General features: G+C 71.0%; 20 protein-coding genes and 2 rRNA genes (1 of these 22 cut by a window edge). 11 read left to right on the forward strand and 11 right to left on the reverse strand.

Annotated elements, in window-relative coordinates; all coding sequences use genetic code 11:
* Positions 1-197: 197 nt before the first annotated feature.
* A complete protein-coding gene (locus BLW76_RS37320; protein WP_341866534.1) occupies positions 198-2,525 on the forward strand; it encodes a sensor histidine kinase in 2,328 nt (775 codons plus the stop codon).
* 513 nt (positions 2,526-3,038) lie between these two features.
* Here the strand turns inward: BLW76_RS37320 and BLW76_RS37325 are convergent.
* Together BLW76_RS37325 and BLW76_RS37330 are read right to left on the reverse strand one after the other, a co-directional pair.
* Positions 3,039-3,644, reverse strand: coding sequence for a response regulator transcription factor (locus BLW76_RS37325; protein ID WP_091316485.1), 606 nt, complete (start codon positions 3,642-3,644; stop codon positions 3,039-3,041).
* A gap of 325 nt (positions 3,645-3,969) precedes the next feature.
* Positions 3,970-4,161, reverse strand: coding sequence for a hypothetical protein (locus BLW76_RS37330; RefSeq protein ID WP_091316486.1), 192 nt, complete (start codon positions 4,159-4,161; stop codon positions 3,970-3,972).
* A gap of 478 nt (positions 4,162-4,639) precedes the next feature.
* Between BLW76_RS37330 and BLW76_RS37335 the strand changes: the two genes are divergently transcribed.
* Together BLW76_RS37335 and BLW76_RS37340 are read left to right on the forward strand one after the other, a co-directional pair.
* Complete coding sequence (locus BLW76_RS37335) at positions 4,640-5,389, forward strand: helix-turn-helix domain-containing protein (protein ID WP_091316488.1); 750 nt, start codon at positions 4,640-4,642, stop codon at positions 5,387-5,389.
* A gap of 269 nt (positions 5,390-5,658) precedes the next feature.
* Positions 5,659-6,264: a response regulator transcription factor gene (locus tag BLW76_RS37340; protein ID WP_091316489.1), complete on the forward strand. Its 606-nt coding sequence runs from the start codon at positions 5,659-5,661 to the stop codon at positions 6,262-6,264.
* Here the strand turns inward: BLW76_RS37340 and BLW76_RS37345 are convergent.
* The 3 genes from BLW76_RS37345 to BLW76_RS37355 all read right to left on the reverse strand — a co-directional run bounded on the left by BLW76_RS37345 (position 6,233) and on the right by BLW76_RS37355 (position 11,430).
* A complete protein-coding gene (locus tag BLW76_RS37345; protein WP_091316491.1) occupies positions 6,233-7,369 on the reverse strand; it encodes a sensor histidine kinase in 1,137 nt (378 codons plus the stop codon). The two genes, BLW76_RS37340 and BLW76_RS37345, sit on opposite strands and share 32 nt — an antisense overlap.
* Positions 7,370-7,618: 249 nt before the next feature.
* Positions 7,619-9,061, reverse strand: a complete 1,443-nt coding sequence (locus tag BLW76_RS37350; RefSeq protein WP_091316492.1) for a SagB/ThcOx family dehydrogenase — start codon at positions 9,059-9,061, stop codon at positions 7,619-7,621.
* Between the two features lie 50 nt (positions 9,062-9,111).
* A complete protein-coding gene (locus tag BLW76_RS37355) occupies positions 9,112-11,430 on the reverse strand; it encodes a TOMM precursor leader peptide-binding protein (RefSeq protein WP_091316494.1) in 2,319 nt (772 codons plus the stop codon).
* A gap of 250 nt (positions 11,431-11,680) precedes the next feature.
* Between BLW76_RS37355 and BLW76_RS37360 the strand changes: the two genes are divergently transcribed.
* The 3 genes from BLW76_RS37360 (at position 11,681) to BLW76_RS37370 (ending at position 14,441) form a co-directional block, all read left to right on the forward strand.
* Positions 11,681-12,370, forward strand: a complete 690-nt coding sequence (locus BLW76_RS37360; protein ID WP_091316496.1) for a winged helix-turn-helix transcriptional regulator — start codon at positions 11,681-11,683, stop codon at positions 12,368-12,370.
* Positions 12,371-12,540: 170 nt separating this feature from the next.
* Positions 12,541-13,113 (forward strand): hypothetical protein, encoded by a 573-nt coding sequence (locus tag BLW76_RS37365; protein WP_091316498.1) that lies wholly within the window; start codon positions 12,541-12,543, stop codon positions 13,111-13,113.
* Positions 13,110-14,441: a copper resistance CopC/CopD family protein gene (locus BLW76_RS37370; protein WP_091316500.1), complete on the forward strand. Its 1,332-nt coding sequence runs from the start codon at positions 13,110-13,112 to the stop codon at positions 14,439-14,441. Before BLW76_RS37365 ends, BLW76_RS37370 begins: the two co-directional genes overlap by 4 nt.
* 63 nt (positions 14,442-14,504) lie before the next feature.
* Here BLW76_RS37370 and BLW76_RS37375 read toward each other — a convergent pair whose 3' ends face one another.
* Positions 14,505-15,164, reverse strand: coding sequence for a maleylpyruvate isomerase family mycothiol-dependent enzyme (locus BLW76_RS37375; protein ID WP_091316501.1), 660 nt, complete (start codon positions 15,162-15,164; stop codon positions 14,505-14,507).
* A 76-nt stretch (positions 15,165-15,240) separates the two neighbouring features.
* On the opposite strand from BLW76_RS37375, the gene BLW76_RS37380 reads away from it, so the two are divergent.
* From BLW76_RS37380 to BLW76_RS37395, 4 genes are all read left to right on the forward strand, one after another.
* A complete protein-coding gene (locus tag BLW76_RS37380) occupies positions 15,241-16,047 on the forward strand; it encodes an MgtC/SapB family protein (protein WP_425266038.1) in 807 nt (268 codons plus the stop codon).
* A gap of 120 nt (positions 16,048-16,167) precedes the next feature.
* On the forward strand, positions 16,168-17,223 hold the full coding sequence (locus BLW76_RS37385) for a coiled-coil domain-containing protein (protein ID WP_091316503.1): 1,056 nt from the start codon (positions 16,168-16,170) through the stop codon (positions 17,221-17,223).
* Positions 17,224-17,225: 2 nt separating this feature from the next.
* Complete coding sequence (locus BLW76_RS37390) at positions 17,226-17,606, forward strand: hypothetical protein (protein ID WP_091316504.1); 381 nt, start codon at positions 17,226-17,228, stop codon at positions 17,604-17,606.
* Entirely contained in the window at positions 17,603-18,298 is a 696-nt protein-coding gene (locus tag BLW76_RS37395; protein ID WP_091316506.1) for a CPBP family intramembrane glutamic endopeptidase, read from the forward strand. The genes BLW76_RS37390 and BLW76_RS37395 overlap by 4 nt, the downstream gene beginning before the upstream one ends.
* Positions 18,299-18,311: 13 nt before the next feature.
* Here the strand turns inward: BLW76_RS37395 and BLW76_RS37400 are convergent, their stop codons facing one another.
* From BLW76_RS37400 to BLW76_RS37410, 3 genes are read right to left on the reverse strand one after another with little or no spacing between them, the layout of a single operon-like run.
* Positions 18,312-18,593 carry a metal-sensitive transcriptional regulator gene (locus BLW76_RS37400; RefSeq protein ID WP_091316508.1) on the reverse strand — a complete coding sequence of 94 codons (282 nt, stop codon included), beginning with the start codon at positions 18,591-18,593 and terminating at the stop codon, positions 18,312-18,314.
* Positions 18,594-18,650: 57 nt separating this feature from the next.
* Positions 18,651-20,708, reverse strand: coding sequence for a heavy metal translocating P-type ATPase (locus BLW76_RS37405; protein ID WP_091316509.1), 2,058 nt, complete (start codon positions 20,706-20,708; stop codon positions 18,651-18,653).
* Between the two features lie 2 nt (positions 20,709-20,710).
* Entirely contained in the window at positions 20,711-20,917 is a 207-nt protein-coding gene (locus tag BLW76_RS37410; protein WP_091316511.1) for a heavy-metal-associated domain-containing protein, read from the reverse strand.
* A 78-nt stretch (positions 20,918-20,995) separates the two neighbouring features.
* On the opposite strand from BLW76_RS37410, the gene cobF reads away from it, so the two are divergent.
* Complete coding sequence (gene cobF, locus BLW76_RS37415; RefSeq protein WP_091316513.1) at positions 20,996-21,766, forward strand: precorrin-6A synthase (deacetylating); 771 nt, start codon at positions 20,996-20,998, stop codon at positions 21,764-21,766.
* Between the two features lie 93 nt (positions 21,767-21,859).
* On the opposite strand, the gene rrf is transcribed toward cobF, so the two are convergent.
* Both rrf and BLW76_RS37425 read right to left on the reverse strand, forming a co-directional pair.
* Positions 21,860-21,976: ribosomal RNA gene (gene rrf, locus BLW76_RS37420) — 5S ribosomal RNA — on the reverse strand.
* Between the two features lie 56 nt (positions 21,977-22,032).
* Positions 22,033-24,026: ribosomal RNA gene (locus BLW76_RS37425) — 23S ribosomal RNA — on the reverse strand (it continues 1,123 nt past the right edge of the window).

Below are 24,026 nucleotides of genomic sequence, written 5' to 3' on the forward strand. Positions count from 1 at the left end.
AGTAGGGCCGTCCGCGGCGGAAACCCCGCCGCACGGCCACTCTTCGCCGTAACGACGGGGGGCCGTCTTGAGATAGGATCCACCGGAGCATGCACACCGAGTTCCGCCCGGACCGAGCCGCTGGCTCCGGGCACCACCGACCCGCCGGAGGACTGCAGCCGATGTCTCCGGGAGCCGTACCGACCAGAACCGGTGCCTTGAACCCCGTCACCGAGCCCCGCGGCACGAGTGTCGTGGACCGCCGGCCGAAGCTCGCGGCCTACCTGGCGGCGGCGATGATCACCGTGGTCGTCGCGAGCTTCGGGTTCACCCTGCTCGCCAACCTGCTGCCCCTGCCGATCACCCCACTGGAAGCCGTGTACGCGGTCGCCGCGGTCGGGGTGCTGCTGGGCATCCAGCTCCTGCACTACAGCAGGCCCTCGGTCCGGCTCGACTCGACGGCGAGCAGGCTGCTGCTGATCGTCCTGGCCGTCCTCGGGTACGTGCCGGTCCTGACGTTCGACGCCATGTGGGCCGCGATGCCGGTGTTCTTCGGCGGCACCGTGCTGCTGGTGCTGCCACCCCGGTTCGCCTGGCCGCTGTTCGTCCTCAACATCGGCGGGGTGCTCTGGATCGAGCTGCTGTACGACCCGCCGCTGATCGCGTTCTACACGGTGGGTGGCGCGATCTTCTACAGCCTCGCGTTCACGCTGCTCACCCAGCTCGCCCGGATGATCCGCGAACTGCACCGGGCGCGCACCGAACTGGCCCAGCGCGCGGTCGCCGAGCAGCGGCTGGCCTTCGCCAGGGACCTGCACGACCTGCTCGGCATCAGCCTGTCCGCCATCGCCCTCAAGGGTGAACTCGTGCACCGCCTGCTGCGGAAGTCGAGCGAGCAGGCGAAGGCCGAGCTGGCCGAGATGACCGCCACCGCGCAGCGCACCCTGGCCGACGTCCGCGCGGTGTCGCACGGCTACCGCGAGCTTTCGCTGGAGAAGGAGTTCCGCACCGCGCAGTCGCTGCTCACCGCGTCCGACATCGCGGTGCGGGTCCACCTGGACCAGGCCGAGCTGCCGGTCCAGGCCCGCACGCTGCTGGCGAAGGTGCTGCGAGAGGGCGTCACGAACGTCCTGCGCCACAGCGACGTCGAGCACTGCGAAATCGAGGTCCGCAAGGACCGCGGCCGGGTCAGCCTGGCGATCGTCAACGACGGGGTGGATCCCGAGGCCCTCCCGGACGAACCCGACCTGCTCAGCAGGCTGCCCCGCGAAGTGGCCGCGCTCGGCGGCGAGGTGACGACGGGCCACGGCGACGACGGGCGGTTCCGCCTGCGCGTCGAGCTCCCGCTGCCGAACCAGCCGGAGCCGGTCGTCGTGCCCGACGAAGGAGACCGGAAGGCCCGTGCCGAGTCGCGGCGGATCCGGGTGCTCCTGCCGGTCGCCTTCGGCCTGCTCGGCCTGGCCGCCGTGCTGCACGAGCTGCTGCTGACGACGAACCCGTGGCACATCGCGCTGGTCACCGGGTCGGCGGCGGCGCTGCTGACGCTGCAGTTCTCCTACTTCAACCGGCCCACCACGCGGCTGCGCTCGGGCCAGAGCATCGCGATGCTGTTCGTCCAGGCGTGCCTGATCTACCTCCCGGTGCTGCCCCTGCAGCACGACTGGGTGAGCATGCCGTCCCTGCTCATGGGCTGCGGCCTGCTGGTGCTGCCGCCGGCCGCGGGGTGGACGCTGTTCGCCGCGAACACGGGCGTCTACCTGTGGCTGCAGTACATCGCCGGGCAGGCGGGCCAGGGCACGCTGTACGCGATCAAGTTCTCCATCGGCACGATCGTGATCGGGTTGATCGTGTTCGGCATGCTCTGGCTGGTCCGGCTGGCCGCCGAGCTGGACCACAGCCGGCGACGGCTCGCCGAGATGGCCGTCGCCGAGGAACGCCTGCGGTTCGCCAGGGACCTGCACGACCTGCTCGGCATGAGCCTTTCGGCCATCGCACTGAAGAGCGAGCTCACGTCGCGGGTACTGCCGCTCGACCGCAACCGCGCCACCGAAGAGCTGCTCGAGATCCTGGGCCTGACCAGGCAGGCGTTGTCCGACGTCCGCTCGGTCGCCAGCGGCTACCGCGAGCTGTCCCTGGACAGCGAGTCCCGGTCGGCGCGCTCGGTGCTGACCGCGGCCGACGTGCGGGTCCGGATGGAGATGCTGCAGGACGAGCTGCCCGCGCCGGTGCGCACGGTGCTGGCGGTGGTGCTGCGCGAAGGCGTCACGAACGTGCTCCGGCACAGCCGCGTGGAGACGTGCGAGATCGCCGTGCGCCGCACGGACGAGGGCGTGACGCTCGAGATCGTCAACGACGGGGTCGACGGCCCGGCCCGCCCCGCGGCGAAGCCCGCGGACAACGGCAACGGTTCCCGCCCCCCGGGCGGCGGCAACTCGGGCAGCGGCATCGGCAACCTCGCCCACCGGGTTTCGGACCTGGGCGGCGAGCTGACGGCAGGCGTCGTGGACGACGGCCGGTTCCGGCTCCGCGCGGTGGTCCCGGTCTGAACCTTTGCGGCGTCCGGTCCAAACCACTGCCGGCGGCACCCGCGGGTAGCCGCCGGCAGGATCACGGGCGATCGGCCCGGGTATCGCCTCGCGGCAACGGTATCGGAGCGGCCCGAGTGGTGATGGGCACGTCGAGCGGCGGACCGGGGCGACCTCCCACCGGCGGCGGCCACATCGGCCACCAGACCCGAGCGGGCTCCCCACCGGCAGCGGCCACATCAGCCAGCAGGCCCGAGCAGGCTCCCCACCGGCAGCGACCACATCGGCCAGCCCGAGCAGCCTCCCCACCGGCAGCGATCACATCAGCCAGCAGACCCGAGCAACCTCCCCACCCACGCCGGCCACATCGAGCCGCACACCTCGGCGGCCCCGGGCCAGGATTCCGCGGGCGGGCAGAGCAACCGGCACCGCAGCAGCGGCCGCGTCAGGTGATCCGGTGTCCCGGCAGCGAGAACTGCCCTCCCGAAGACCTGCTCGGGAGGGCTACCGCCGGACCGCTCGGCCGGCCGGACCTCACAGCCAGCCGGACTCCCGGGCGATCCGGATCGCGTCCACGCGGTTGCGGGCGCCCAGCTTGGCCACCACCGTCGTGAGGTAGTTCCGCACCGTGCCCGCGGACAGGAACAACCGGGCGGCCACCTCGACCGTCCCGTACCCGTGCGAGGTCATCCTCAGCACGTCGAGCTCGCGGACCGTCAGCGGGCAGTCCACGCTGTCCCACGCCGCCAGCGCGAGGTCGCCGTCGACCATCCGGCGGCCGGCCACCACCCCGCGGACCGCGTTGGCCAGCTTGTCCGGGGGCGCGTCCTTCAGCAGGAAGCCGCTCACCTTGGCGTCCAGCGCCCGCCTGAGCGTCCCGGGACGCCCCAGGCTGGTCAAAATGAGCGTGCGGCACCCCGGCAGCTGCTCGTGCAGCTCACCGGCCGCGGTGAGGCCGTCCTTGCCCGGCAGGTCGATGTCGATGATCGCCACATCGGCGGCCGCTGACCGGGCCGCCGGCAGGATCTCCGGCCCGGAGGCCACCTCGGCGACGACCTCGATGTCGGGCTCCAGCCGCAGGAGCGCCACCAGCGCCCCGCGGACGATGTGCATGTCTTCGGCAACGAGCACTCTGATCACGCGGCGCCTCCGCCTTACGAACTCTCCAGTTCTCCCCAGAAGCACAGTTAAACATTTCGACCGAGCTCCCGGATGGGCCGTTCGGGGCTTACCGGAAACATTGTGCGCCGACAGCGGTGCAAACTCATGGAGAACACGGCCTTACGCGTCCGGACGACTACCGGACGTAAGGCAAAACACCGTTTGCAATCCCGGTGGGAAATTTTCCGGGTCGGCATCTCCGGCGGAGGGACAGCACACGAGAGAGCCGGCCACCGTGGCGCACCGCGCGCTCCGGTGACCGGCTCCCAAGGTCCGGACCAGCGGCAATACTGGTCCACACCAGTCAGGCGGCCAGCCCGGCCTCGACCGGCACGTCGATGCGGGTCCAGATGATCGAGTCGCGAACGGCCGCGGATCCGCCGTGCCGATCGAACCTGTCGATCACCAGGTCGGACTTGACCGCGCCAACCTTTTCGACCTCGATCCCCAGGTCGGTGAAAAGTGCGCGAACGTCGGCGGAAAACTGTGCAGACATTTGAGGCTCCCAGTGGCGAAGAAGAATGCTTCACGTGCCATAAATAGTGCGCCGGCGATTGCTCGGGAACCAGTGCCCACATCATCGGGGCACTGTGCTTTATGACTACTCCGTGTAGTGCCCAGACGTGGGCCGAACGGGGGATCAAGGGGCGAAATCGGGCCACTGGGAGGCCGATTTCGTCACACTGCGCACTCGATCCGGCGCGCTGAGCTACTTGATCCTGCCGCTGTCACAGCGATGCATGCCCGGTCACGACTCGCTTCAACCCCGTTCGGGCAACCCTGTGCGAAACGCATTCCCACCCATATGCAAAACGCATGTCCGGGCCCGGTGAAATCCATTCGGAACGATGCACAGAGCACTTAAGAAGTAGACGGGTTCCGACCTAGAGTTCTGCCATACCAATTTTCCGGCGCCGAACGCGTCCGCAGGGGGACGCGTCCGGCAGGCACCGGCGACGGGAGGAACGGCCACCATGGACGAAATCGTGCGTCAGGCCGTGGCACGCGCCATCATGACCATGCGGGACAACCTGGGCGAGCGCCTCACCATCGACGACCTGGCCCAGGCCGCGATGTTCAGCAAGTTCCACTTCACCCGCGTCTTCCTGCGGGCGACCGGACTGTCCCCCGGACGGTTCCTGTCGGCCCTGCGGCTGGCGGAGGCGAAGCGGCTGCTCGCGACCACCACCATCTCGGTGGCCGACATCAGCCACCAGGTCGGGTACAACAGCGTCGGCACGTTCAGCGCGCGCTTCAGCGGCAGCGTCGGCTTCTCGCCGACCGGGTACCGCCAGCTGCGCGGCACCACGCCACGGATCGCCGAACGCGCCGGTCAGCCCGGGTCCGAGGCCGCCGTGCGCGGCCACGTCTGGCGGCCGCCGGGCGCGGAGACCGGGCCCGTGTTCGTCGGGCTCTTCCCGGCGAAGATCGCCGAGGGCGCGCCCGCGCGCCACGTCATCCTGCCGGGCGCCGGCCAGTACACGCTGACCGACGTGCCGCTGGGCTCGTGGTACGTCATCACGCACGCGTTCGGCAGCTGCCCGAACGACGACCGCGGGCTGCGGCCCATGACCGGGCTCGCCGGGCCGGTGACCGTGCACCGGGGGGTCGCCGCCAGCCTGGCCGACGTCCGGCTGCGGCCCCGGCACGGCTTCGACCCGCCGGTCCTGCTCGCGCTGCCCGACCTGCGCCACGCCCCGGCGCGGCACCCGGTCGCGGTCTGACTCCCCAGCCGGCCGACGGCCGCCCGACTCGGCCGCGGTGGCTTTTCACGCGGACCGGCGGCCGAATGGGGTACTGAGGGCCCGTACAGGCCCGGGAATGGGGATTCCCGGGCCTGCGGGTGGTCGCGGCGGCGCCGCGGCCGGAAATTCGGCTGCCGATTCACGCCGCCGGTCGCGCGGGAGCGACCGGCGAATCCTCCGGCGGGATCGCCCAATGGCGTACAATTCCGCACGGGGAAATAGCTCGACTGGGGGAAGCGAGGAACGACGTGATCAAGGTTCTGCTTGCCGAAGACATGGACATGGTCCGCGGTGCCCTCGTCGCTCTGCTGAGCCTCGAATCCGACATCGAGGTCGTCGCCGAAGTGGACTCCGGTGACGAGATCCTGCCCGCCGCCAAGTCCACCCGGCCGGACGTCGCCGTGATCGACATCGACCTGCCCGGCAAGGACGGGCTGACCGCGGCCGCCGAGATCCACGAGCACCTGCCGGAGTGCCACACGCTGATCCTGACCAGCCTCGGCCGCCCGGGCACGGTCCGGCGCGCGCTGGACGCCAAGGTCAACGGCTTCCTGCTCAAGGACGCGCCGTCGGACAAGCTCGCCAACGCGGTCCGGTCGGTCGCGATCGGCAGGCGGGTGATCGACAGCGAGCTCGCGCTGTCCGCCTGGGAGGCCGACGACTGCCCGCTCACCCCGCGCGAGCTGGAGATCCTCGCGCTCGCCGCGCGCGGGCGCAACGTCGCCGACATCGCGGCGGACCTCTTCCTCTCCCCCGGCACGGTCCGCAACTACCTGGCCGCGTCGGTCACCAAGCTCAACGCCCGCAACCGGGTGCACGCGATCAGGATCGCCACCGACGCCGAATGGCTCTGAACGGGTCGAACCAGCTCCGCGCCCCCACTCCGAACAGCTCCAGCGGGACGCTCGCGCGCAGCAGGTGCGTCCCCCCGGGCCCCGCCCCCGCCGTGAGCTCGCCCCCGTGCAGGCTGACGCGGTGGGCGAGGTTCCGCAGCCCCGAGCCGTGCTCCTCTTCGCACGGCTCGGCTTCGCCCGGCACGACGCCGTCGTTCGCCACCGTCAGCCACGCCTCGCCGCCACCGGCGCCGAAGGCGAACTCGCACCAGGTCGCCTTGCTGTGCCGCACGACGTTGGTGACACTCTCGCGCAGCACGGTGGCGAACGTCGTGGCCACGGCCTCGGGAAGTCCTTCGGGCAGCACCGGGTCGAACCGGACGGTCACCCCGGCCGAGGTCAGCACCGCGGCCGCGGCGGCGCACTCGTCCGCCAGCGACAGCTCCCGCTGACCGGCCGCCACCGAGCGGACGTCGGCGAGCGCCTGGCGGGACATGGTCACCAGCTCGGTGAGCTCCTGCTGGGCCTGCGCCGGCTGGGCGTCGACGAGCCGCCGGATCAGCTCGACCTTGAGCGTGATGGCCGACAGGCTCAGCCCGAGCAGGTCGTGCGTGTCGCGGCTGAAGCGCATCCGCTCCTCGGCGACGACCCGGGTGGTCAGCTCGCGCCGCCCGTTCTCGCGTTCGGCGGCCAGCCGCACGAACCAGGCCAGCCCGAACACGGCGCCGGCGGCGACGGCGGTGAGCGCCGCACCGTGCAGACCGTCCGCTATGGACGGCCCGGCCCCGGCCCTGGCCGACATAACACCGACCCCGCTCGAGACGAACACCAGGACGGGCAGCGACACGAGCGGCTTGGCCACGAGGAGCACGCTGCCGACGAAGAAGCTGCTGAGCACGCTCCAGGCGACGCCGAGCTGGAAGACGGGCACCAGCCCCAGCACGGCCTGCAGGGCGAGCGCGGGCCCTCGGAAGCGGATGCGCCCGTACCCGAACCCGACCAGGTGCACGGCGATGAGCGCCACGGCATACCCGGCCGCGACGAGCGAAACGGGCCAGGACCGGACGTCCCGCAGCGGACCCAGCAGGCCGAGCACGCCGATCCCGAAGCAGACCCCGGCATGCACGGTGTAGACGAGCCGGGCCGGAAAAGCCTTCCCCGCCAGCGGAACGACGGTATCCGAACGCGATCGCGTTGCTCCCTTTGCCCTCCGCGAATACGGCGATCGGACTCTCACGTCAGGCGCTCTCGCAGTGACGACCACGCGGCGCCTCCCAGAAACGCAGCCACTTCCCCAAGACTGCAATCTAACAGCCGTTCCTGAGGATCCGGCTCGCCACCACGGGGGATTTTCCCGCCGGCCGGCCCGCTTCCGCTACTCGGGGAAGTCCAGCACGCACTCCCCGACACTGACCTCGGCAGGCCACTCCAGCTTCAACGCCCGGTCCACCCGGTCCCCGGAATCCACCGGGACCGCGTGCGCGGCCAGGCCCATCGCCCGGGCCGCCAGCGAGAAGACCTGCTGCAACGCACCCAGGTGCAGCAACGTGGTCGCGTACGCCGCCCCGCCCAGCACCCAGGCGATCCGGGCCATCCGCGCCGTCATCGTCAGCAACGCCGACGGGCGGCGATGACTCCCCGCCGCGATCATCGCCATGTCCAGGAGGTTGTCCAGCACCGCCGCGTCGTCGTTGATCAGCGTCAGCGTGTGCCACAGGGGGTCGTAGTGGTAGATCCCGGGCGCCAGGTCCGTGCAGCGGTTGATGCCGACGTAGATCTCCAGCTCGTACAGGCAGGCCACGCTGAAGTACGGCCGCTGGGACGCCTCGTGCGCCGGCCCGCCGGGCAGGTGGGCCGGGCCCACCGAGCGCACCCGCGCGGTGCGGAACAGGAACTCGCCGATCTGCCTGGCCGACAGCGGCCGTTCGCTGAAGTCCGGGCAGGCGAGGTCGGTCTCCAGCAGCGCGGTCAGGGTCGGGTCGCGGTCGGGGAGTGCCAGCGGGTCGGGGCGGGGCAGCGGGAACGTCGGGCCCGCCGTCACCGGCTTGACCACCGGGGGCTCGGCCCCGGTGCGGCCGACGCCGGGGTCCGGCGGCGGGCCCTTCTGCCAGGTGCGGCTGCGCGCGTGGAACATCAGGTCGTCGTGCGACCAGATCGCCGTGTCCGGGTCGCCGTGCTCGATGAAACGGCCTTCGGCGTCGCCCAGCAGCACCACTCCGGCGGCGACGAGGAACTCGACCACGTCGGCCACCACCGGCACCGGCACGCCGGTGGTCTCGGCCAGCTGCTCGACCGTCGCCGGGGAAGCCAGTGCGGAGGCGATCGCGATCGCGGGCGGGCGGAACAGCGCGACCTTGTACCGCGCCCCCGGCGACTCGGCCAGCAGCGCGCCCTCGTCGGCGCGCAACGCCGTGAACCGCGACAGCCGCACCTGGCGGCCGGGTGGGAGCGGCCGGTCGGGGAACACCGGGAACTGGGTCACCGGGATCGCCGAAAGCACCGGCCCGCGCCCGTCGTTGAGGGCGAGGGAGTGCACCACCGACCCGGACAGCCGGGTGAGGATCTTGCGCAGGGAAAGCCGCCACTGGTCGCTGCCGGCGGCCTGGCCCGGAACCGCGAGGTTCGCCATCGACACCGGTCCCAGCGCGAGCCTGCCGAGGGATTCGCGCACCCCGTCGGCCGCGCCGGGGAATTCGTACTCGCCCCACCAGGTGATCGCCACGAGTGACCCGTCGTCACCGGCCTCGATCAGCGTGTCTTCGGTCAACGACCACAGCCGGACCGTTTCGGCGTGCCCCTGCGGGCTCTCGGCAGTCAACGCAAACTCCTATACCCACGACGAAATCGCCGTTCGATGCACGCAGTGTGCTACAGGAACATGGGGAACGGATTGAGCCGCTCGTAAGGCGTCGGCTCGGCGAGCCGACCCAGCCGCACCGGAACGTCGAACAACCGGCCGGGAGCGTACCGGGCCCAGAACGGCCGCAGTCCGGGAGCCAGCACCTTGACCACCGGCAGGCCGACGTCGGGCCGGGTCTGGTCGAGCACCAGCAGGTCACTGCCCGCCGCCGCCAGCGTCCTGGCCAGCGCTTCGACGTCGTCGCGCACGTCCGGCCGGTGGACGAACCGGAAGTCGGCCAGTGTCCGCGTCCGCTCGCCGGCGGCCGGGCGCAGGTAGGGCTGGTTGGCGACGGTCGCGTACTCCAGCCACCGCGCGGTGTCCGGGTCGTCCACGGCGTGGCCCAGTTCGAGCAGGTCCGGGATCATCTGGTTCAGCTCCGTCACCGCTCTCCGCACGGCGATCCGCGGGTCGAGGTGGGCGCCGAAGCCGAACATGATGTGCTCGTGGGGTCCGTCCGTGCGGCGCGAGATCGCGACGAAGACGGGCACGCCGAGATCGGACGTCAGGTCGAGGGCCCACAGTTCCCGGCCCAGCCCGGCGTAGTTGCCTGCCATCTCCTCCAGCCAGCTGTCGCCGAAGGAGCCGAGGTCCAGCCCCGGCATCGGCGTGCGGTTGTACCACCAGAGCGCGACGGCGTCCCGCTCGACGAGCTCGAGCGTGCCCTGGAGGACGGCGTCCTCGAGGCTGCTCCCGGCCGCCGCGCCGTTGGAGTCCGCGTGCAGTCCGCGGACACCGCATTCGGCGGGCACGCCGTAGTACAGGTACCCGGTCGGCAGCAGCCGCCGCTGCCCGGACAGCGACCAGACCGGGGTCCAGTCGATACGGGCCGTGGTGTCGAACCGGGGGGCGATGTGCTGGAACAGGCCGTGCGTGGCGTTCCACTCGGCCCGCTCGCGGTACTGGCGTTCGGCGAAGAGCATGCAGTCGTTGGGGTGCACGGCCGCCGCGCCGAGCTCGTCGAACGACGCCCGGATGCGCTGCTCGTCGCCCTGGTAGTTGCCGGAGAAGCGTTCCACGGCCTCGCAGAGCGCACCGACCTCGGCGTCGATCGGGCTGACCCCCTTGCCGCCGTTCTCGCTGCGCAGCCCGGCCTGCATCCCGGCGACGCCGGTCATCCCGCGGGCGACGTTGAACCCCGACCGGTAGGCGTTGACGAACGGCGGCGCCGCCGGGTCCGGCCGGACGTCCCGGATGATCCCGGTGACCGGGCTGACCAGGTGCCGGTAGCGCTCGAGGGTCTGGGCCGGCGTCAAGGTGCGGTGGCCGCCGCCGGTCGAGGTGGTCTTGCGGGCGGGCGCGAGCCGGATCGGGAGCTCCGCGCGCGCGGCCACCAGCGTGGCGTCCCCGCACTCGGGGCACTGCGGACGGCGGCGCAGCTCGTGCAGCTTGCCCTGCAGGTCCAGCGTGTCGAGCACCCAGACGCTCTCCTGGCCGCCGTGGCGGTAGCCGGCCAGCCACTTGCTGGCCTCGAGCGCGATCAGGTGCGCCGCGGCGGCGGTCAGCGACGGCAGCGCGGCGGCCGGGCGGCGCGCGGGCCCTTCGTGGCCGAGCAGCTCCTGGGCGCAGGCCTCCGCGTGCCGGTGCCCCCAGAGCCGGTTGGTCAGGCAGTGCCAGCACGCCGACTCGCCGGGCCGCAGGATCGGCCCGATCCACACCTGCGCGGCGAACGGCCGGGCCAGCAGCCACGGGCGGCCGGTCCGCCGGTGTTCGGCGTCGAGCTCGCCCAGACGCGGGTCGAGGTAGTCGGTGCACAGCACGATGCTGAGGTCGGCCTCGTCGGCGGCCGAGCCGGACGGCGCGACCTCGAGCCCGGCGTCGGCCAGCGCACGCACCACGGGCCGGGTGTCGACGTCGTCGCCGACGGCCAGCAGCCGGACTTCGCGGCGGGTGTCGCGGGACGCGGCCGACGGCGCGTCGACGCCGCACGCGTCCCAGTACGCGAGCTCCCGCTCGTCGACGGCCGGGCCCGGGGCCGGGCGCACCGAGACCAGGCCGGCGTCCACCAGCTCGGCCACGATCGCGGCGACCTCCTCGGGTGTCATCCCGTCCGGCCGGGCCGTGAGCACCTCGCCGAGTTCGCGGGTGCCGTCGAGCAGGGGCGCGAGCGATTCGATGCGCGCCCCTCGCATCGAGATCACCCCCTGTTCGGAGAAGAGGTACGCGCCCTTGCCCGCCCGCACTTCGGCGCGCAGGTGCCGCTTGAACGCGAGCACCGGGGGGCCGGCGGCGGGCGGTGTGGCGGTGAGCGTGCGGGGCGGGGCGGGTTGCACGGCCGAACCGGTCATTTGAGGCTCCTCATCCCGTGCGCGCGATCCGAGAACCCGAATTCTTCTCCGGCGCGCCGACCTGCGACCAGTGCGCCGCGCACCGATCGGGATGTGCAAAACGCATGCGGATTCGCGCGTAACGCATGGGTGAGGGGTGCATCGCGCACTGGTCGGCACCGCCGGTCGTTCGTCAACCTGGATCGCGAGGGCACAGCCCCGCGGGCACCCGCCCCGGCCCACCGACTGAGACCACAAGTGAGGACCGAGTATGACGACCACTCGCACCTATGGACAGTTCTGCGGCCTCGCGCGTGCCCTCGAGATCGTCGGGGAGCGCTGGTCCATGCTGGTCATCCGCGACCTCGTGCTCGGCCCGAAGCGGTTCACCGAGCTGCAGCTCGGCCTGCCGCGGATCCCGGCCAGCATCCTGTCCGCCCGGCTCAACGAGCTGGAGCAGGCCGGCGTCATCCGCCGCCGCGTGCTGCCGCAGCTGGACGCGAGCCTGGTCTACGAGCTGACCGAGTACGGCAGCGAGCTCGACCACATCCTGCTCGACCTGGGCCTGTGGGGCGCGCGGTCGCTCGGGCACCCGAAGGACGACGACGTCTTCACCAACGACGCCGCCATCCTCTCGCTCTACACGACGTTCCAGCAGGAAGCCGCGGCCGGCGTGCACGTCACCTACGTCCTGCGCCACCACGACTCGCTGATCATCCACGCGATGATCGACGACGGCACCCTGAAGGTCGGCTCGGGCGAGCACCCCGCCGCGGACCTGGTCATCGAGCCGCAGGGCCCGGAGCTGATCGACCTGGTCAACGGCCAGCTCACCGCGTCCGAGGCGCTGGCTTCGGGCCGGGTGCGGATCGAAGGCGACTTCGCGCACCTCGAGCTGTTCACCAAGCTGTTCCGGATCCCGCCGAAGCCGGAGCTGCCGGACGGCATCGCCTTCCACTGACATCCAGGGGCTGGGCGACGAGAGCCGGCCGGGCGCGCAGGGGGCGTTCCGGCCGGTTTTTCGTCGTCGCGGGGCCGGAAAGATGGGCAATCCGGAGTAACGAAACCGGGCGTCCCGGCATTTATGGTCGATGCGGCCGATCTTTCGGCCCTGTCGAGAAGGGGCAGCACATGTCGACCTCCGAGTTCGTTCGGCCGGCCGGCTTCCTGGGGACGTTGAACGGGAAGTACCACAACCGGGCGCTCGCCGCGTTCATGATCATCGTCGTCGCGCACTGGGCGGAGCACATCGTGCAGGCCGTCCAGATCTACGGCTTCGGCTGGCCGACGTCCCGCGCGCGGGGGGTGCTCGGCGTCCCGTTCCCGTGGCTGATCTCCCAGGAATGGCTGCACTACGGCTACGCACTCGTGATGCTGGTGTTCCTGTGGGTGCTGCGGCACGGCTTCGCGGGCCGCTCGCGGCAGTGGTGGAACCTCGCGCTCGGCCTCCAGTTCTGGCACCACATCGAGCACCTGCTGCTGTTCATCCAGGCGCAGAGCGGCTGGCGGCTGGCCGGGGCGAAGGTGCCGACCAGCGTCATCCAGCTGCTCGTGCCGCGGGTCGAGCTGCACCTGTTCTACAACACGATCGTCACCATCCCGATGGTCGTCGCGGTCATCCTGCACCGGCGCGCCTCCGCCGCCGAACGCAAGCTGACCGGCTGCTCCTGCGGGGCGCCGAAGCAGCCCGCGCTCGCCGCGTGAAGCGCGCGCTGGCCCTGCTGGCCTTCCTCCTCGGCTGGCTGGTGCTCGGCGCCACTCCGGCTTCGGCGCACGTCGAGGTCCTCTCGTCGACCCCCGGGGACGGCGCCCGCCTGAGCGCGGCGCCGTCCCTGGTGTCGATCACGCTGTCGGAGAACGTCGGCATCCAGCCCGGCTCGATCAAGGTCGTCGACCTGACCGGCCGCCAGGTGGACTCCGGGCCGGTGTTCCAGCCCGGCGACGTCGCCGAGCAGGTCGGCGTCCGGCTGCAGCCGGACCTGCCGGACGGCAGCTACCTCGTCGAATACGCCTTCGTCTCGGCGGACTCGCACCCGGTGCGCGGCACGTTCGCGTTCGTCGTCGGCACCGGCCCGCTGGTGACGTCGGCGGGCGCGGTGTCCGCGGCCACCGGCACGGACGCGGCGGTCGACGCCGTCTCGACGACCGTGCGCTGGCTGGCCTACGTCGGCGTGGTGCTGCTCGGCGGGCTGGCGTTCCTGGTGCTGTGTCGCCCGGCGGGCCGGACCGACCGGCGCGCCCGCCGCCTGCTGTACTGGGGATCGGGCCTGGTCGCGGCGGCCACGGTGGCGACGTTCGTGCTGCAGGGCCCGTACGCGGCCGGGCGCGGACTCGAAGCCGTGTTCGACACGGGACTGCTGGCCGACACGCTGCGCGTCGCCTACGGCAAGCTGCTGCTCCTGCGGCTGGCGGCGCTCGCCGCGCTGACCGTGCTGCTGCCCCGCCTGCTGCGGCCGGGCCTGCCGGACCGGCTGCGGTCCCGCTACGAGAACGTCGCCATGGTGACCGGCTTCCTCGTGCTGCTGACGTTCTCGGCAACCGGCCACCCGGTCTCGGACCCGATCATGTTCGTCTCGGTGACGGCCGACCTGGTGCACTTCGGGGCGATCGCGTTGTGGGCAGGCGGCCTGGTCCAGCTGGCCCTGTGCCTGCACCGCCCGGCCGACGGCGAGGACCTCACGGCGGTGGCAACGCGCTTCTCCCGCATCGCGGCCGGCTCGGTGACGGCGATCGCCCTCAGCGGCGCGGTACTGGCGTTGCGGATCATGCCGTCCCTGGAGACGCTCTGGACCACGAAGTTCGGGCTGCTGGTGCTGCTGAAGATCGCGGGCCTCGCGATCCTGCTGCTGGTGGCGAGCCGATCACGCCGCGCGGTCCGCCGGGGCCTGGCCCCGGCACCGGCCGACGGCGCCACGGCCGTGGTGACCGCCGACGTCCGCAAGCTGCGGCTCGCGGTCGGGGTGGAGGTGCTGCTCAGCGTGGTGGTGCTGGCACTGGCGGCCTTGCTGACGGTAACCCCACCCGGCGGCTGAGAACGTCATGAAAGGGTCGTTCAGTGCGCCCGACGTCATGAACGACCCTTTCACGGCGTCCGGTCAGGCACCCGGGTGCGGGGGCGGGCTGAACGGGCCCCAGCTGAACGCGGGCAGCCACGGCTCCGGCGGCCCGCTCCAGTCGAACGCCGCCAGCTGGGCGTGGGAACGGCGGCCGGCGAGCGCGCGGCAGAGGTCGTGAGCGGGAGCCGTCAGCGTCGCCGCCGGGCGGCCTTCGCCCGCCAGCCACTCCTCGCCGTCCGTTGTGCGCAGGCGCAATGCCGGGAGCCCGAGGCGGACGATCGAGCCCGACAGGCCGCGGACCAGCACGTCCACGCTCGCCGCGGCGGCCACGTGCGTCCGCGGCGGCGGTACGCCGAGGGCCGCGCGGAGGTCGAGTTCGTGGGTGTAGGCGTCCATCACCATGATCTCGCCGCTGCGCCCGCCCGCGCCCGCGAGCAGCGGGTCGAGCAGTGCGCCGGCGGCGTCCCAGCGGTCGAGCGGGTCCGCGGCGGGCTCGGGCGGGGTGCCGCCGTGGCGGACGAGCACGCGCTCGGCGATCTCGGCGAGGTGGCCGAGCAGGTCGGCGACGGTCCACTCCGGACACGCCGGGACCGGCCGCGCGAGCGCGCCGGGGTGCGCGTCCAGCAGCGTGCGAATGCCGCGCCGCACCGCGGGGTAGCCCACGAAGTCCGGCGCCGGGACGGTCCGGCTCGGTGTCACGGGTCCCCCTCCACCTGGCACGATCGGTGCTTCCGGCCCAGTATGCCGAGGTGACGGCCACCGCGGTTCTCCCCGCGTGCCGTCACGGGAAGAGGAGGTCAAGACGTTGTCGACGCTGTGGTCCACGCCGGCGCAGTGGGACCTGCTGCCGCCGGTGGTGCTCGCGCTCGTGCTGAGCGTCGCCATCGGGCTCGAACGCGAAGCGGGCATGAAAGCCGCCGGGCTGCGCACGCACAGCCTGGTCGGCGTCGGGTCGGCGGTGTTCATGCTCGTGTCGAAGTACGGCTTCGCCGACCTGCTGAGCAGCGACCACGTCTCGCTCGACCCGTCGCGGATCGCCGCGCAGATCGTGTCCGGCATCGGCTTCATCGGCGGCGGCCTGATCTTCGTCCGCCGCGACGCCGTCCGCGGCCTGACGACGGCGGCGACGATCTGGCTCACCGCCGCGGTCGGCACCGCCTGCGGCGCCGGGCTGCCGGTGCTGGCGGTCGGCACGACGATCGGGCACTTCGTGGTGACGCGCGGCTTCCCGCCGTTGCAGCGGTTCGTCGCGCGCCACCGCCGCGAGCCCCCGGTGGTGCGGCTGAGCTACCTCGACGGTCAAGGAGTGCTGCGCGCGGCACTGGCGGCGTGCACCGGACGGGGGTGGGTCGTCCATCACGTCGAGGTCGAGCACGAACCTGATTGGGGGGTCCGGGTGGCGAAGCCCCCGGCCCGGGGCGAAGGCCCGGATGTCACGGTTTCCGAAGAGGGACAACGGATCGCGGTCGTCACACTGCGGCTCGACGGCCGCGGCGACCTGTACGACCTGGCCGCCGAGCTCGCCGAACTGCCGGGCGTGCGGAGCACGTCCACCGGTCCCGGAGAACCGCTCGACGAATGATCACCCGCCCGGGCGGCGCGCGGGGGCGGGTTTGCGGCACACTGGAGTGCGCACGGAAATTCCCGGTGCCGCAAGGAAAACGTGCGGCCGAGGAGAAACCATCCAATTCGGAGGTGAGGCATGGCCCCCGGCGGTGGCGAGGACGAGGTGCGCACGCGACCCGAATTCGACCTGGCGTGGCGCGGTTTTCAGCGCGCGCAGGTCACCGAGTACGTCGCTTGGGCCGAGGCCGAGATGCGCAGACTCACCGCCGAACGCGAAGCCGCGAGGCAGCGCGTGGCCACCCTCGCGGAGGAAAACGGGGAGCTCCGGGCGAAGATCGACCGGATCAGCCGGACACCGATCGCCCCGGACGCGCTGCAGGAGCGGTCCCGCCGGATGATCGAGCTCACCCGCGAGGAAGCGGCGGAAATCACCGCGCGCGCAACGGAAGCCGCCGAACGCACCCGCCGCGAGGCGGAACAGGAGGCCGTGCGGCTGACGGAGAAGGAGCGCGCGCTGGTCGCCGAGGCGGAGGCCGAGCGGGAGCGCCGGCGCGCCGAGCACGAGGAGTTCGTGCGCGCGGCCGAGCAGCGCCGCCGCGAGCTCGACGAGGCCGCGGCCCACCGCAGGGCCCAGCTGGAGGAGGACCACACGCGCGCGATGACGGTCCGCCGCGCCGCCTCGATGCGCGAGCTGGCCGAGCAGGAAGCGGCCGCCCGCGCCAAGGCGGACCACCTGGTGACCACGGCCGAACACCACCTCGCGACGGCCAAGGCCAAGGCCGAAGAGGTCACCGCCGCCGCCGAACGCCAACGCCAAGACTTCATCACCGACGGCGAACGCCAGCTCGCGGCTGCCAAGGCCGAAGCCGAGGAACTCGCCGCCGAGGCCAAGCGCCGCCGCGAAGACCAGCTCGCGGCCGCCAAAGCCGAGGCCGAGCAACTCGTCGCCGAGGCCGAGCGGCGCAGCGAATCGCTGGTCAAGGCGGCCGAAGGCGAGGTCGCCGCCCTCAGTGAAGTCCGCGACCGGCTGCAAGCCACCCTGCTCGGCTGCCGCGGGTTGCTGTCCGAAGCCGCCGTTGCGCTCGACGATCGGCCCGCCCCCTTCGATCCCGAAGCCACCCTGCCGATGTCGAAGAGAGTGCCCGTCCAGCGGCGGTCCCCGGCCGGCGACCTCTCCGACGCGGTCGGCTGACCTTGGCGGGCCTCGCGCGGTCCGCGCTGGTCACGGCGTCGGCCGCGGGCGCCCGCCCCACCTGCGGCACCGACCCGGCCCGCCCCGGCTCGACCGTGGCCGCGAAGACCCCGAGGAAGCCGGACATCCCGGCCGACGCCACCGACCGGCCGCGGACCCCGACCCCGACCCCGGCCCAAGCCCCGGCCCAAGCCCAAGCCCCGGCCCAAGCCCAAGCCCAAGCCCAAGCCCAAGCCCAAGCCCCGGCCCAAGCCCAGGCCCAGGCCCAAGCCCCGGTCCCGGCCTCGAACCCGACCTCGACCATCTCCCCCGCGGCCGAGCTGCGCGAACCGCGGCCCGACCCACCCACCGCCGCCCTGACCTCGCGGGACACCATCCCGTGAGCTGGTCCGCCGGGCGGGTGCTCGCCCTGGTCGCGGCCGTCGGCACGCTGGCCGCGTCGACGACCTTGGCCAACCGGGTGCTGCCCGGCTGGGCCTATCCGGTGTGCGGCCTGGTGGCCGCGCTGGTGCTGGTCGCGCTGGGCCGGGCGGCCGGGTGCTCGTGGACCGACCTGGGGCTGCGCGGCCTCCGGCGGCCCGCGCTCGTCGGCCTGCTCGGCGCGGCCGCCGTTGCTCTCGTGTTCGGCATCGCGGTGGCCGTGCCGGGACTGCGGACCGTCTACCAGGACGGCCGTGTCGGCGACCCCGATCTCGCGCAGCTGCTGTGGCTGACGTGCGGGCGGATCCTCTTCGGCACGGTCCTCATCGAGGAGGTCGCGTTCCGCGGGGTGCTGCCGGGCCTGTTCGGGGCGACCGACGAGCGGTGGCGCTGGCCGCCGATCCTCTGCTCGGCGGCGCTGTTCGGGCTCTGGCACGCGCTGCCGGCGCTCGCCATCGGCCGCAACGCCGCCGTGCACGCGCTGTTCGGCGCCACGCCGGTCGTGGTGCTGCAGGTGCTGGCGATGGCCGCGGCGGGCGTCGCCGGGATCTTCCTGCACCTGTGGCGTCACTTCGGCCGCGGTGTGCTGGCGTCGGTGATCGTGCACTTCACGACGAACGCGGGCGGCCTCACCCTGGTCGTCGTGCTCCGGTAAGTACTCCGGTGAGCTAGGAGCGGACGAGCCGCGCGATCGCGTCCGAGGCCTCGCGGACCTTCAGGTCGGCCTCCTCGCCGCCCGCGGCGGCGGCCTGCACGACGCAGGTCGCGAGGTGCTCGTCGAGGAGCTCGAGCGAGAACGACTGCAGCGCCTTCGTCGCCGCGGAGACCTGGGTGAGGATGTCGATGCAGTACTTGTCCTGCTCGACCATGCGCTGCAGCCCGCGGATCTGCCCCTCGATCCGGCGCAGGCGCTTGAGATAGGCCTCCCGGTCGCCGCCGTAACCCGTCATCGCCCCACCTGTCCCGTCGTCGGCATCCCTCACCTGGCGACTATACCCTCCGGGGGTTCACCGGAAGCGGCGCAACCGGAGGCTGTTGCTCACCACGAACGCCGACGAGCAGGCCATCGCCGCGCCCGCGATCATCGGGTTGAGCAGCCCGAGCGCCGCCAGCGGCACCGCGGCGACGTTGTAGGCGAACGCCCAGAACAGGTTGCCCTTGATCGTGGCGAGGGTGCGGCGGGCCAGGCGGATCGCGTCGCCCGCGGCCCGCAGGTCGCCGCGGACCAGCGTGAGGTCGCTCGCCTCGATGGCCGCGTCGGTGCCGGTGCCCATGGCCAGGCCCAGGTCGGCTTGGGCGAGCGCGGCCGCGTCGTTGACGCCGTCGCCGACCATCGCCACCACGCGGCCCTCGGCCTGCAGCCGCTTGACGACGTCGACCTTGCCCTCGGGCAGCACCTCGGCGACGACCTCGTCGATGCCCGCCTCGGCGGCGATCTTCCGGGCCACGCCCGCGTTGTCGCCGGTCAGCAGCACCGGCGTGAGGCCGAGGGCGCGCAGCTCCTCGACGGCCCGCGCCGACGTCGGCTTGATCGTGTCGGCGACGACGAGGGTGCCGCGGACCTCGCCGTCCCAGCTCGCGGCGACCGTGGTCGCGTCCCCGCCCGCGGCCCGGCCGACGCTCACGACGCGCCCCTCGACCACGCCGGTGACGCCGACGCCCGGCGTGCCGCGGAACTCGGTGACGGCGGGCAGCGTGCCGAACCGCTCCCGGGCGGCGGCCGCGATGGCGCGCCCGATCGGGTGCTCGGAGGCGGCCTCGACGGCGCCCGCCAGCCGCAGGACTTCGCCGTCGCCTTCGACGAGCGTCATCGTGCCCGTGGTGACGGTGCCGGTCTTGTCGAGCACGACGGTGTCGACGCGCCGGGTGGACTCGAGCACCTCGGGGCCCTTGATGAGGATGCCCAGCTGCGCGCCGCGGCCGGTGCCGACGAGCAGGGCGGTCGGCGTGGCGAGGCCGAGCGCGCACGGGCAGGCGATGATCAGCACCGCGACGGCGGCGGTGAACGCCGGCTCGGCACTCCCGCCCGTCGCGAGCCAGACCACCAGCGTGGCCAGCGCCGCGAAGACGACCGCCGGGACGAACACCGCCGAGACCCGGTCGGCGAGGCGCTGGACCTCGGCCTTGCCGTTCTGCGCGGCCTCGACCAGCCGGGCCATCTGGGCGAGCCGCGTGTCCGCGCCGACGCGGGTCGCGCGCACGAGCAGCCGCCCGCCGACGTTGACGGTGGCGCCGGTGACCGCGTCCCCCGGCCCGACCTCGACCGGGACGGACTCGCCGGTGAGCATGCTCGTGTCGACCGCGGAGCCGCCCTCGGCGACCACGCCGTCGGTGGCGATCTTCTCGCCCGGCCGGACCGCGAAGACGTCGCCTTCGCGGAGGTCGTCGATCGGGACGAGGTGCTCTTCGCCGTCGCGGACGACCGTGACGTCCTTCGCGCCGAGGTCCATGAGCGCGCGCAGGGCGGCCCCGGCGCGGCGCTTCGACCGGGCCTCGAAGTAGCGACCGGCCAGGATGAACGTGGTGATCGCGGCGGCCACCTCGAAGTACAGGTGTGCCATGCCGGAGAAGAGCGCGTAGAGCGACCAGCCCACCGACGCGACGACGCCGAGGGAGATCAGCGTGTCCATCGTGGCGGTGAGGTGGCGCAGGTTGACCGCGGCGGCGCGGTGGAACGGCCAGGCGCCCCACGTCACGACCGGGGCGGCGAGGGCGAGCGAGACCCACGGCCAGTGGTCGAACTGAAAGGCGGGGACCATCGCGAGGGCCACGAGCGGGACGGTCAGGGCCGCCGCGATGAGCAAACGCTTGCGCAGGGCGGGCGTCTCGTCGGGCGTCTCGGGTTCGGGCAGCCGCGCGGAGTATCCGGCGGCCTCGACGACGGCCTTGAGGTCGTCGACCGAGAGCCGGCCGGGGTAGGTGACCCGCGCTTTTTCCGTCGCGTAGTTGACGGTGGCGGTCACGCCGTCGACCTTGTTGAGCTTGCGCTCGACGCGGGCGGCGCAGGACGCGCACGTCATCCCGCCGATGGCGAGCTCGACGCTGGTGGCTGGCGCGGCGGTCATGGCTAGGCGACCAGGCGGTATCCGGCCTCGGTGACGGCCGCGGCGACGGCGTCGGTGGTCAGCGGCGTGTCGCTGGTCACGGTGACGCGGCCGCTCTCGACGTCGACGTCCACCTGCCGGACGCCGTCGAGCTCGGACACCTCCTCGCGGACCGAGGTCGCGCAGTGTCCGCAGGTCATGCCCTCGACGGTGTAGGTCGCTTCGGTCATCGCCCCGTCCTTTCGTCCTCCTTCCTTTATACCCATCGGGGGTAGGGGTTCCGCAGCGGGGCCCGCCAGACTCGCGGGATGCGCAAGCTCTACGCGATCGGAATCGGTGCCGGCGACCCGGAGCACCTGACGGTGCAGGCGATCGACCGCCTCAACCGCGTCGACGTGTTCTTCGTGCTCGACAAGGGGACGGAGAAGGCGGACCTGGTCCGGCTGCGCGAGCAGATCCTCGACCGGTTCGTGACGCGGCCGGGGTACCGGGTGGTGCTCGCCCAGGACCCGCCGCGCGACCGCACGCCGGCGGACTACCGCCAGGCGGTCGCCGACTGGCACGCCGCGCGCGCCGAGGTGTACGAGGAGTTGATCCGGACGGAGCTGGGTCCGGCGGAGTCGGGGGCGTTCCTGGTGTGGGGCGACCCGTCGCTGTACGACAGCACGATCGCGTTGATCGAGGCGGTGCTGGCGCGCGGCAACGTGGAGTTCGACTACGAGGTCGTGCCGGGGATCAGCAGCATCTCGGCACTGGTGGCCCGGCACCGGACGACGATGAACCAGATCGGCCGCGCGGTCCAGCTGACCACGGGCCGCCGCCTGGCGGAGGGCTGGCCGGCCGGCGCGGACGACGTGTTCGTGCTGCTCGACGCGCACACGACGTTCGACCGGTACGTCGACGAGGGGCTGCAGATCTATTGGGGGGCGTACGTGGGCACGCCGGACGAGGTGCTCGTGTCGGGCCCGCTGACGGCCGCGCTCGCCGCCCGGATCCGGGAGACGCGGGCGGAAGCCCGGGAGCGGCACGGGTGGATCATGGACACCTACCTGTTGCGGCGTCCGGCCGAGCAGGGGTGAAGCTCGGCCGGCCCGTTCCTTGGGTATGTCGTGAAATGGAGAAAGGCCCCGGGAGACGTTTCCGTCTCGACCGGGGCCCTTCCTTCAAAGTAAGTTCGGCGGTGTCCTACTCTCCCACAACCCTTCGGTTGCAGTACCATCGGCGCTGTCAGGCTTAGCTTCCGGGTTCGGAATGGGACCGGGCGTTTCCCTGACGCTATAACCACCGAAACACTACGAAACACGCATGGTGTCTCAGAACCGTAGAGTGGATGCGTAACATCTTCGTAGGCAAGTCCTCGGCCTATTAGTACCAGTCAACTCGACAACACATTACTGTGCTTCCATTTCTGGCCTATCAACCCAATGGTCTGTTGGGGGCCTTAACCCACAAAGGGTGGGATACCTCATCTTGGAACAGGCTTCCCGCTTAGATGCCTTCAGCGGTTATCCCTTCCGAACGTGGCCAACCAGCCATGCCCTTGGCAGAACAACTGGCACACCAGAGGTTCGTCCGTCCCGGTCCTCTCGTACTAGGGACAGCCTTCCTCAAGTATCCTACGCGCGCGGCGGATAGGGACCGAACTGTCTCACGACGTTCTAAACCCAGCTCGCGTGCCGCTTTAATGGGCGAACAGCCCAACCCTTGGGACCTACTCCGGCCCCAGGATGCGACGAGCCGACATCGAGGTGCCAAACCATGCCGTCGATATGGACTCTTGGGCAAGATCAGCCTGTTATCCCCGGGGTACCTTTTATCCGTTGAGCGACACCCCTTCCACCAGGAGGTGCCGGATCACTAGTCCCGACTTTCGTCCCTGCTCGACATGTCTGTCTCACAGTCAAGCTCCCTTGTGCACTTGCACTCAACACCTGATTGCCAACCAGGCTGAGGGAACCTTTGGGCGCCTCCGTTACTCTTTAGGAGGCAACCGCCCCAGTTAAACTACCCATCAGGCACTGTCCCTGAACCAGATCATGGTCCGAGGTTCAGATTCCCAATTCGACCAGAGTGGTATTTCAACAACGACTCCACAACAACTAGCGTTGCCGCTTCACAGTCTCCCACCTATCCTACACAAGCCGAACCGAAAACCAATACCAAACTATAGTAAAGGTCCCGGGGTCTTTCCGTCCTGCCGCGCGTAACGAGCATCTTTACTCGTAGTGCAATTTCGCCGGGCCTGTGGTTGAGACAGCCGGAAAGTCGTTACGCCATTCGTGCAGGTCGGAACTTACCCGACAAGGAATTTCGCTACCTTAGGATGGTTATAGTTACCACCGCCGTTTACTGGCGCTTAAATTCTCAGCTTCGCCCCGAAAGGCTAACCGGTCCTCTTAACGTTCCAGCACCGGGCAGGCGTCAGTCCATATACATCGTCTTGCGACTTCGCATGGACCTGTGTTTTTAGTAAACAGTCGCTTTCCGCTGGTCTCTGCGGCCACCCACCCCTAGCCTGTAAAAAGCTTCAGGATGTTTGGCCCCCCTTCTCCCGAAGTTACGGGGGCATTTTGCCGAGTTCCTTAACCACAGTTCACCCGATCGCCTTGGTATTCTCTACCTGACCACCTGTGTTGGTTTGGGGTACGGGCCGTGCATGCACTCACTAGAGGCTTTTCTCGGCAGCATAGGATCACTCTACTTCGCCTCAAACGGCTACACATCACGTCTCAGCCTCATGGAACACGGATTTGCCTATGTTCCGGCCTACACGCTTATACCAGGACAACCATCGCCTGGCGGAGCTACCTTCCTGCGTCACCCCATCGCTTGACTACTACGAAATCAGGTCCCACGCTCCACACACCACCCTCCGTCCGAAGACATTGGGCGATGGCTTTGGGTGGTTAGTATCAAACGCCTCGTCATGGGCGCACATGCTCGGGTACGGGAATATCAACCCGTTGTCCATCGACTACGCCTGTCGGCCTCGCCTTAGGTCCCGACTTACCCTGGGCGGATTAGCCTGGCCCAGGAACCCTTGGTCATCCGGCGGCAGAGTTTCTCACTCTGCATTCGCTACTCATGCCTGCATTCTCACTCCCACACCCTCCACGACTGGCTTCCGCCGCCGCTTCCCTGGATGCAGGACGCTCCCCTACCCATCCGTGCCACTAGACAACACCCTCAAGGAGTGAAGCCGATGTATTGCACGAATGACACAGCTTCGGCGGTGTGCTTAAGCCCCGCTACATTGTCGGCGCAGGACCACTTGACCAGTGAGCTATTACGCACTCTTTCAAGGGTGGCTGCTTCTAAGCCAACCTCCTGGTTGTCTGG

Source organism: Amycolatopsis tolypomycina, from assembly GCF_900105945.1.
GTDB classification, from domain to species: Bacteria; Actinomycetota; Actinomycetes; order Mycobacteriales; family Pseudonocardiaceae; genus Amycolatopsis; species Amycolatopsis tolypomycina.

Bases quoted from the DNA above. Each gene is read 5' to 3' on its own strand.
- BLW76_RS37410 (WP_091316511.1), bottom strand. From the start codon at position 20,917: ATGACCGAAGCGACCTACACCGTCGAGGGCATGACCTGCGGACACTGC.
- BLW76_RS37330 (WP_091316486.1), bottom strand. From the start codon at position 4,161: ATGTCTGCACAGTTTTCCGCCGACGTTCGCGCACTTTTCACCGACCTG.
- cobF (WP_091316513.1), top strand. From the start codon at position 20,996: ATGCGCAAGCTCTACGCGATCGGAATCGGTGCCGGCGACCCGGAGCAC.
- BLW76_RS37385 (WP_091316503.1), top strand. From the start codon at position 16,168: ATGGCCCCCGGCGGTGGCGAGGACGAGGTGCGCACGCGACCCGAATTC.
- BLW76_RS37400 (WP_091316508.1), bottom strand. From the start codon at position 18,593: ATGACGGGTTACGGCGGCGACCGGGAGGCCTATCTCAAGCGCCTGCGC.
- BLW76_RS37360 (WP_091316496.1), top strand. From the start codon at position 11,681: ATGACGACCACTCGCACCTATGGACAGTTCTGCGGCCTCGCGCGTGCC.
- BLW76_RS37405 (WP_091316509.1), bottom strand. From the start codon at position 20,708: ATGACCGCCGCGCCAGCCACCAGCGTCGAGCTCGCCATCGGCGGGATG.
- BLW76_RS37365 (WP_091316498.1), top strand. From the start codon at position 12,541: ATGTCGACCTCCGAGTTCGTTCGGCCGGCCGGCTTCCTGGGGACGTTG.
- BLW76_RS37355 (WP_091316494.1), bottom strand. From the start codon at position 11,430: ATGACCGGTTCGGCCGTGCAACCCGCCCCGCCCCGCACGCTCACCGCC.
- BLW76_RS37335 (WP_091316488.1), top strand. From the start codon at position 4,640: ATGGACGAAATCGTGCGTCAGGCCGTGGCACGCGCCATCATGACCATG.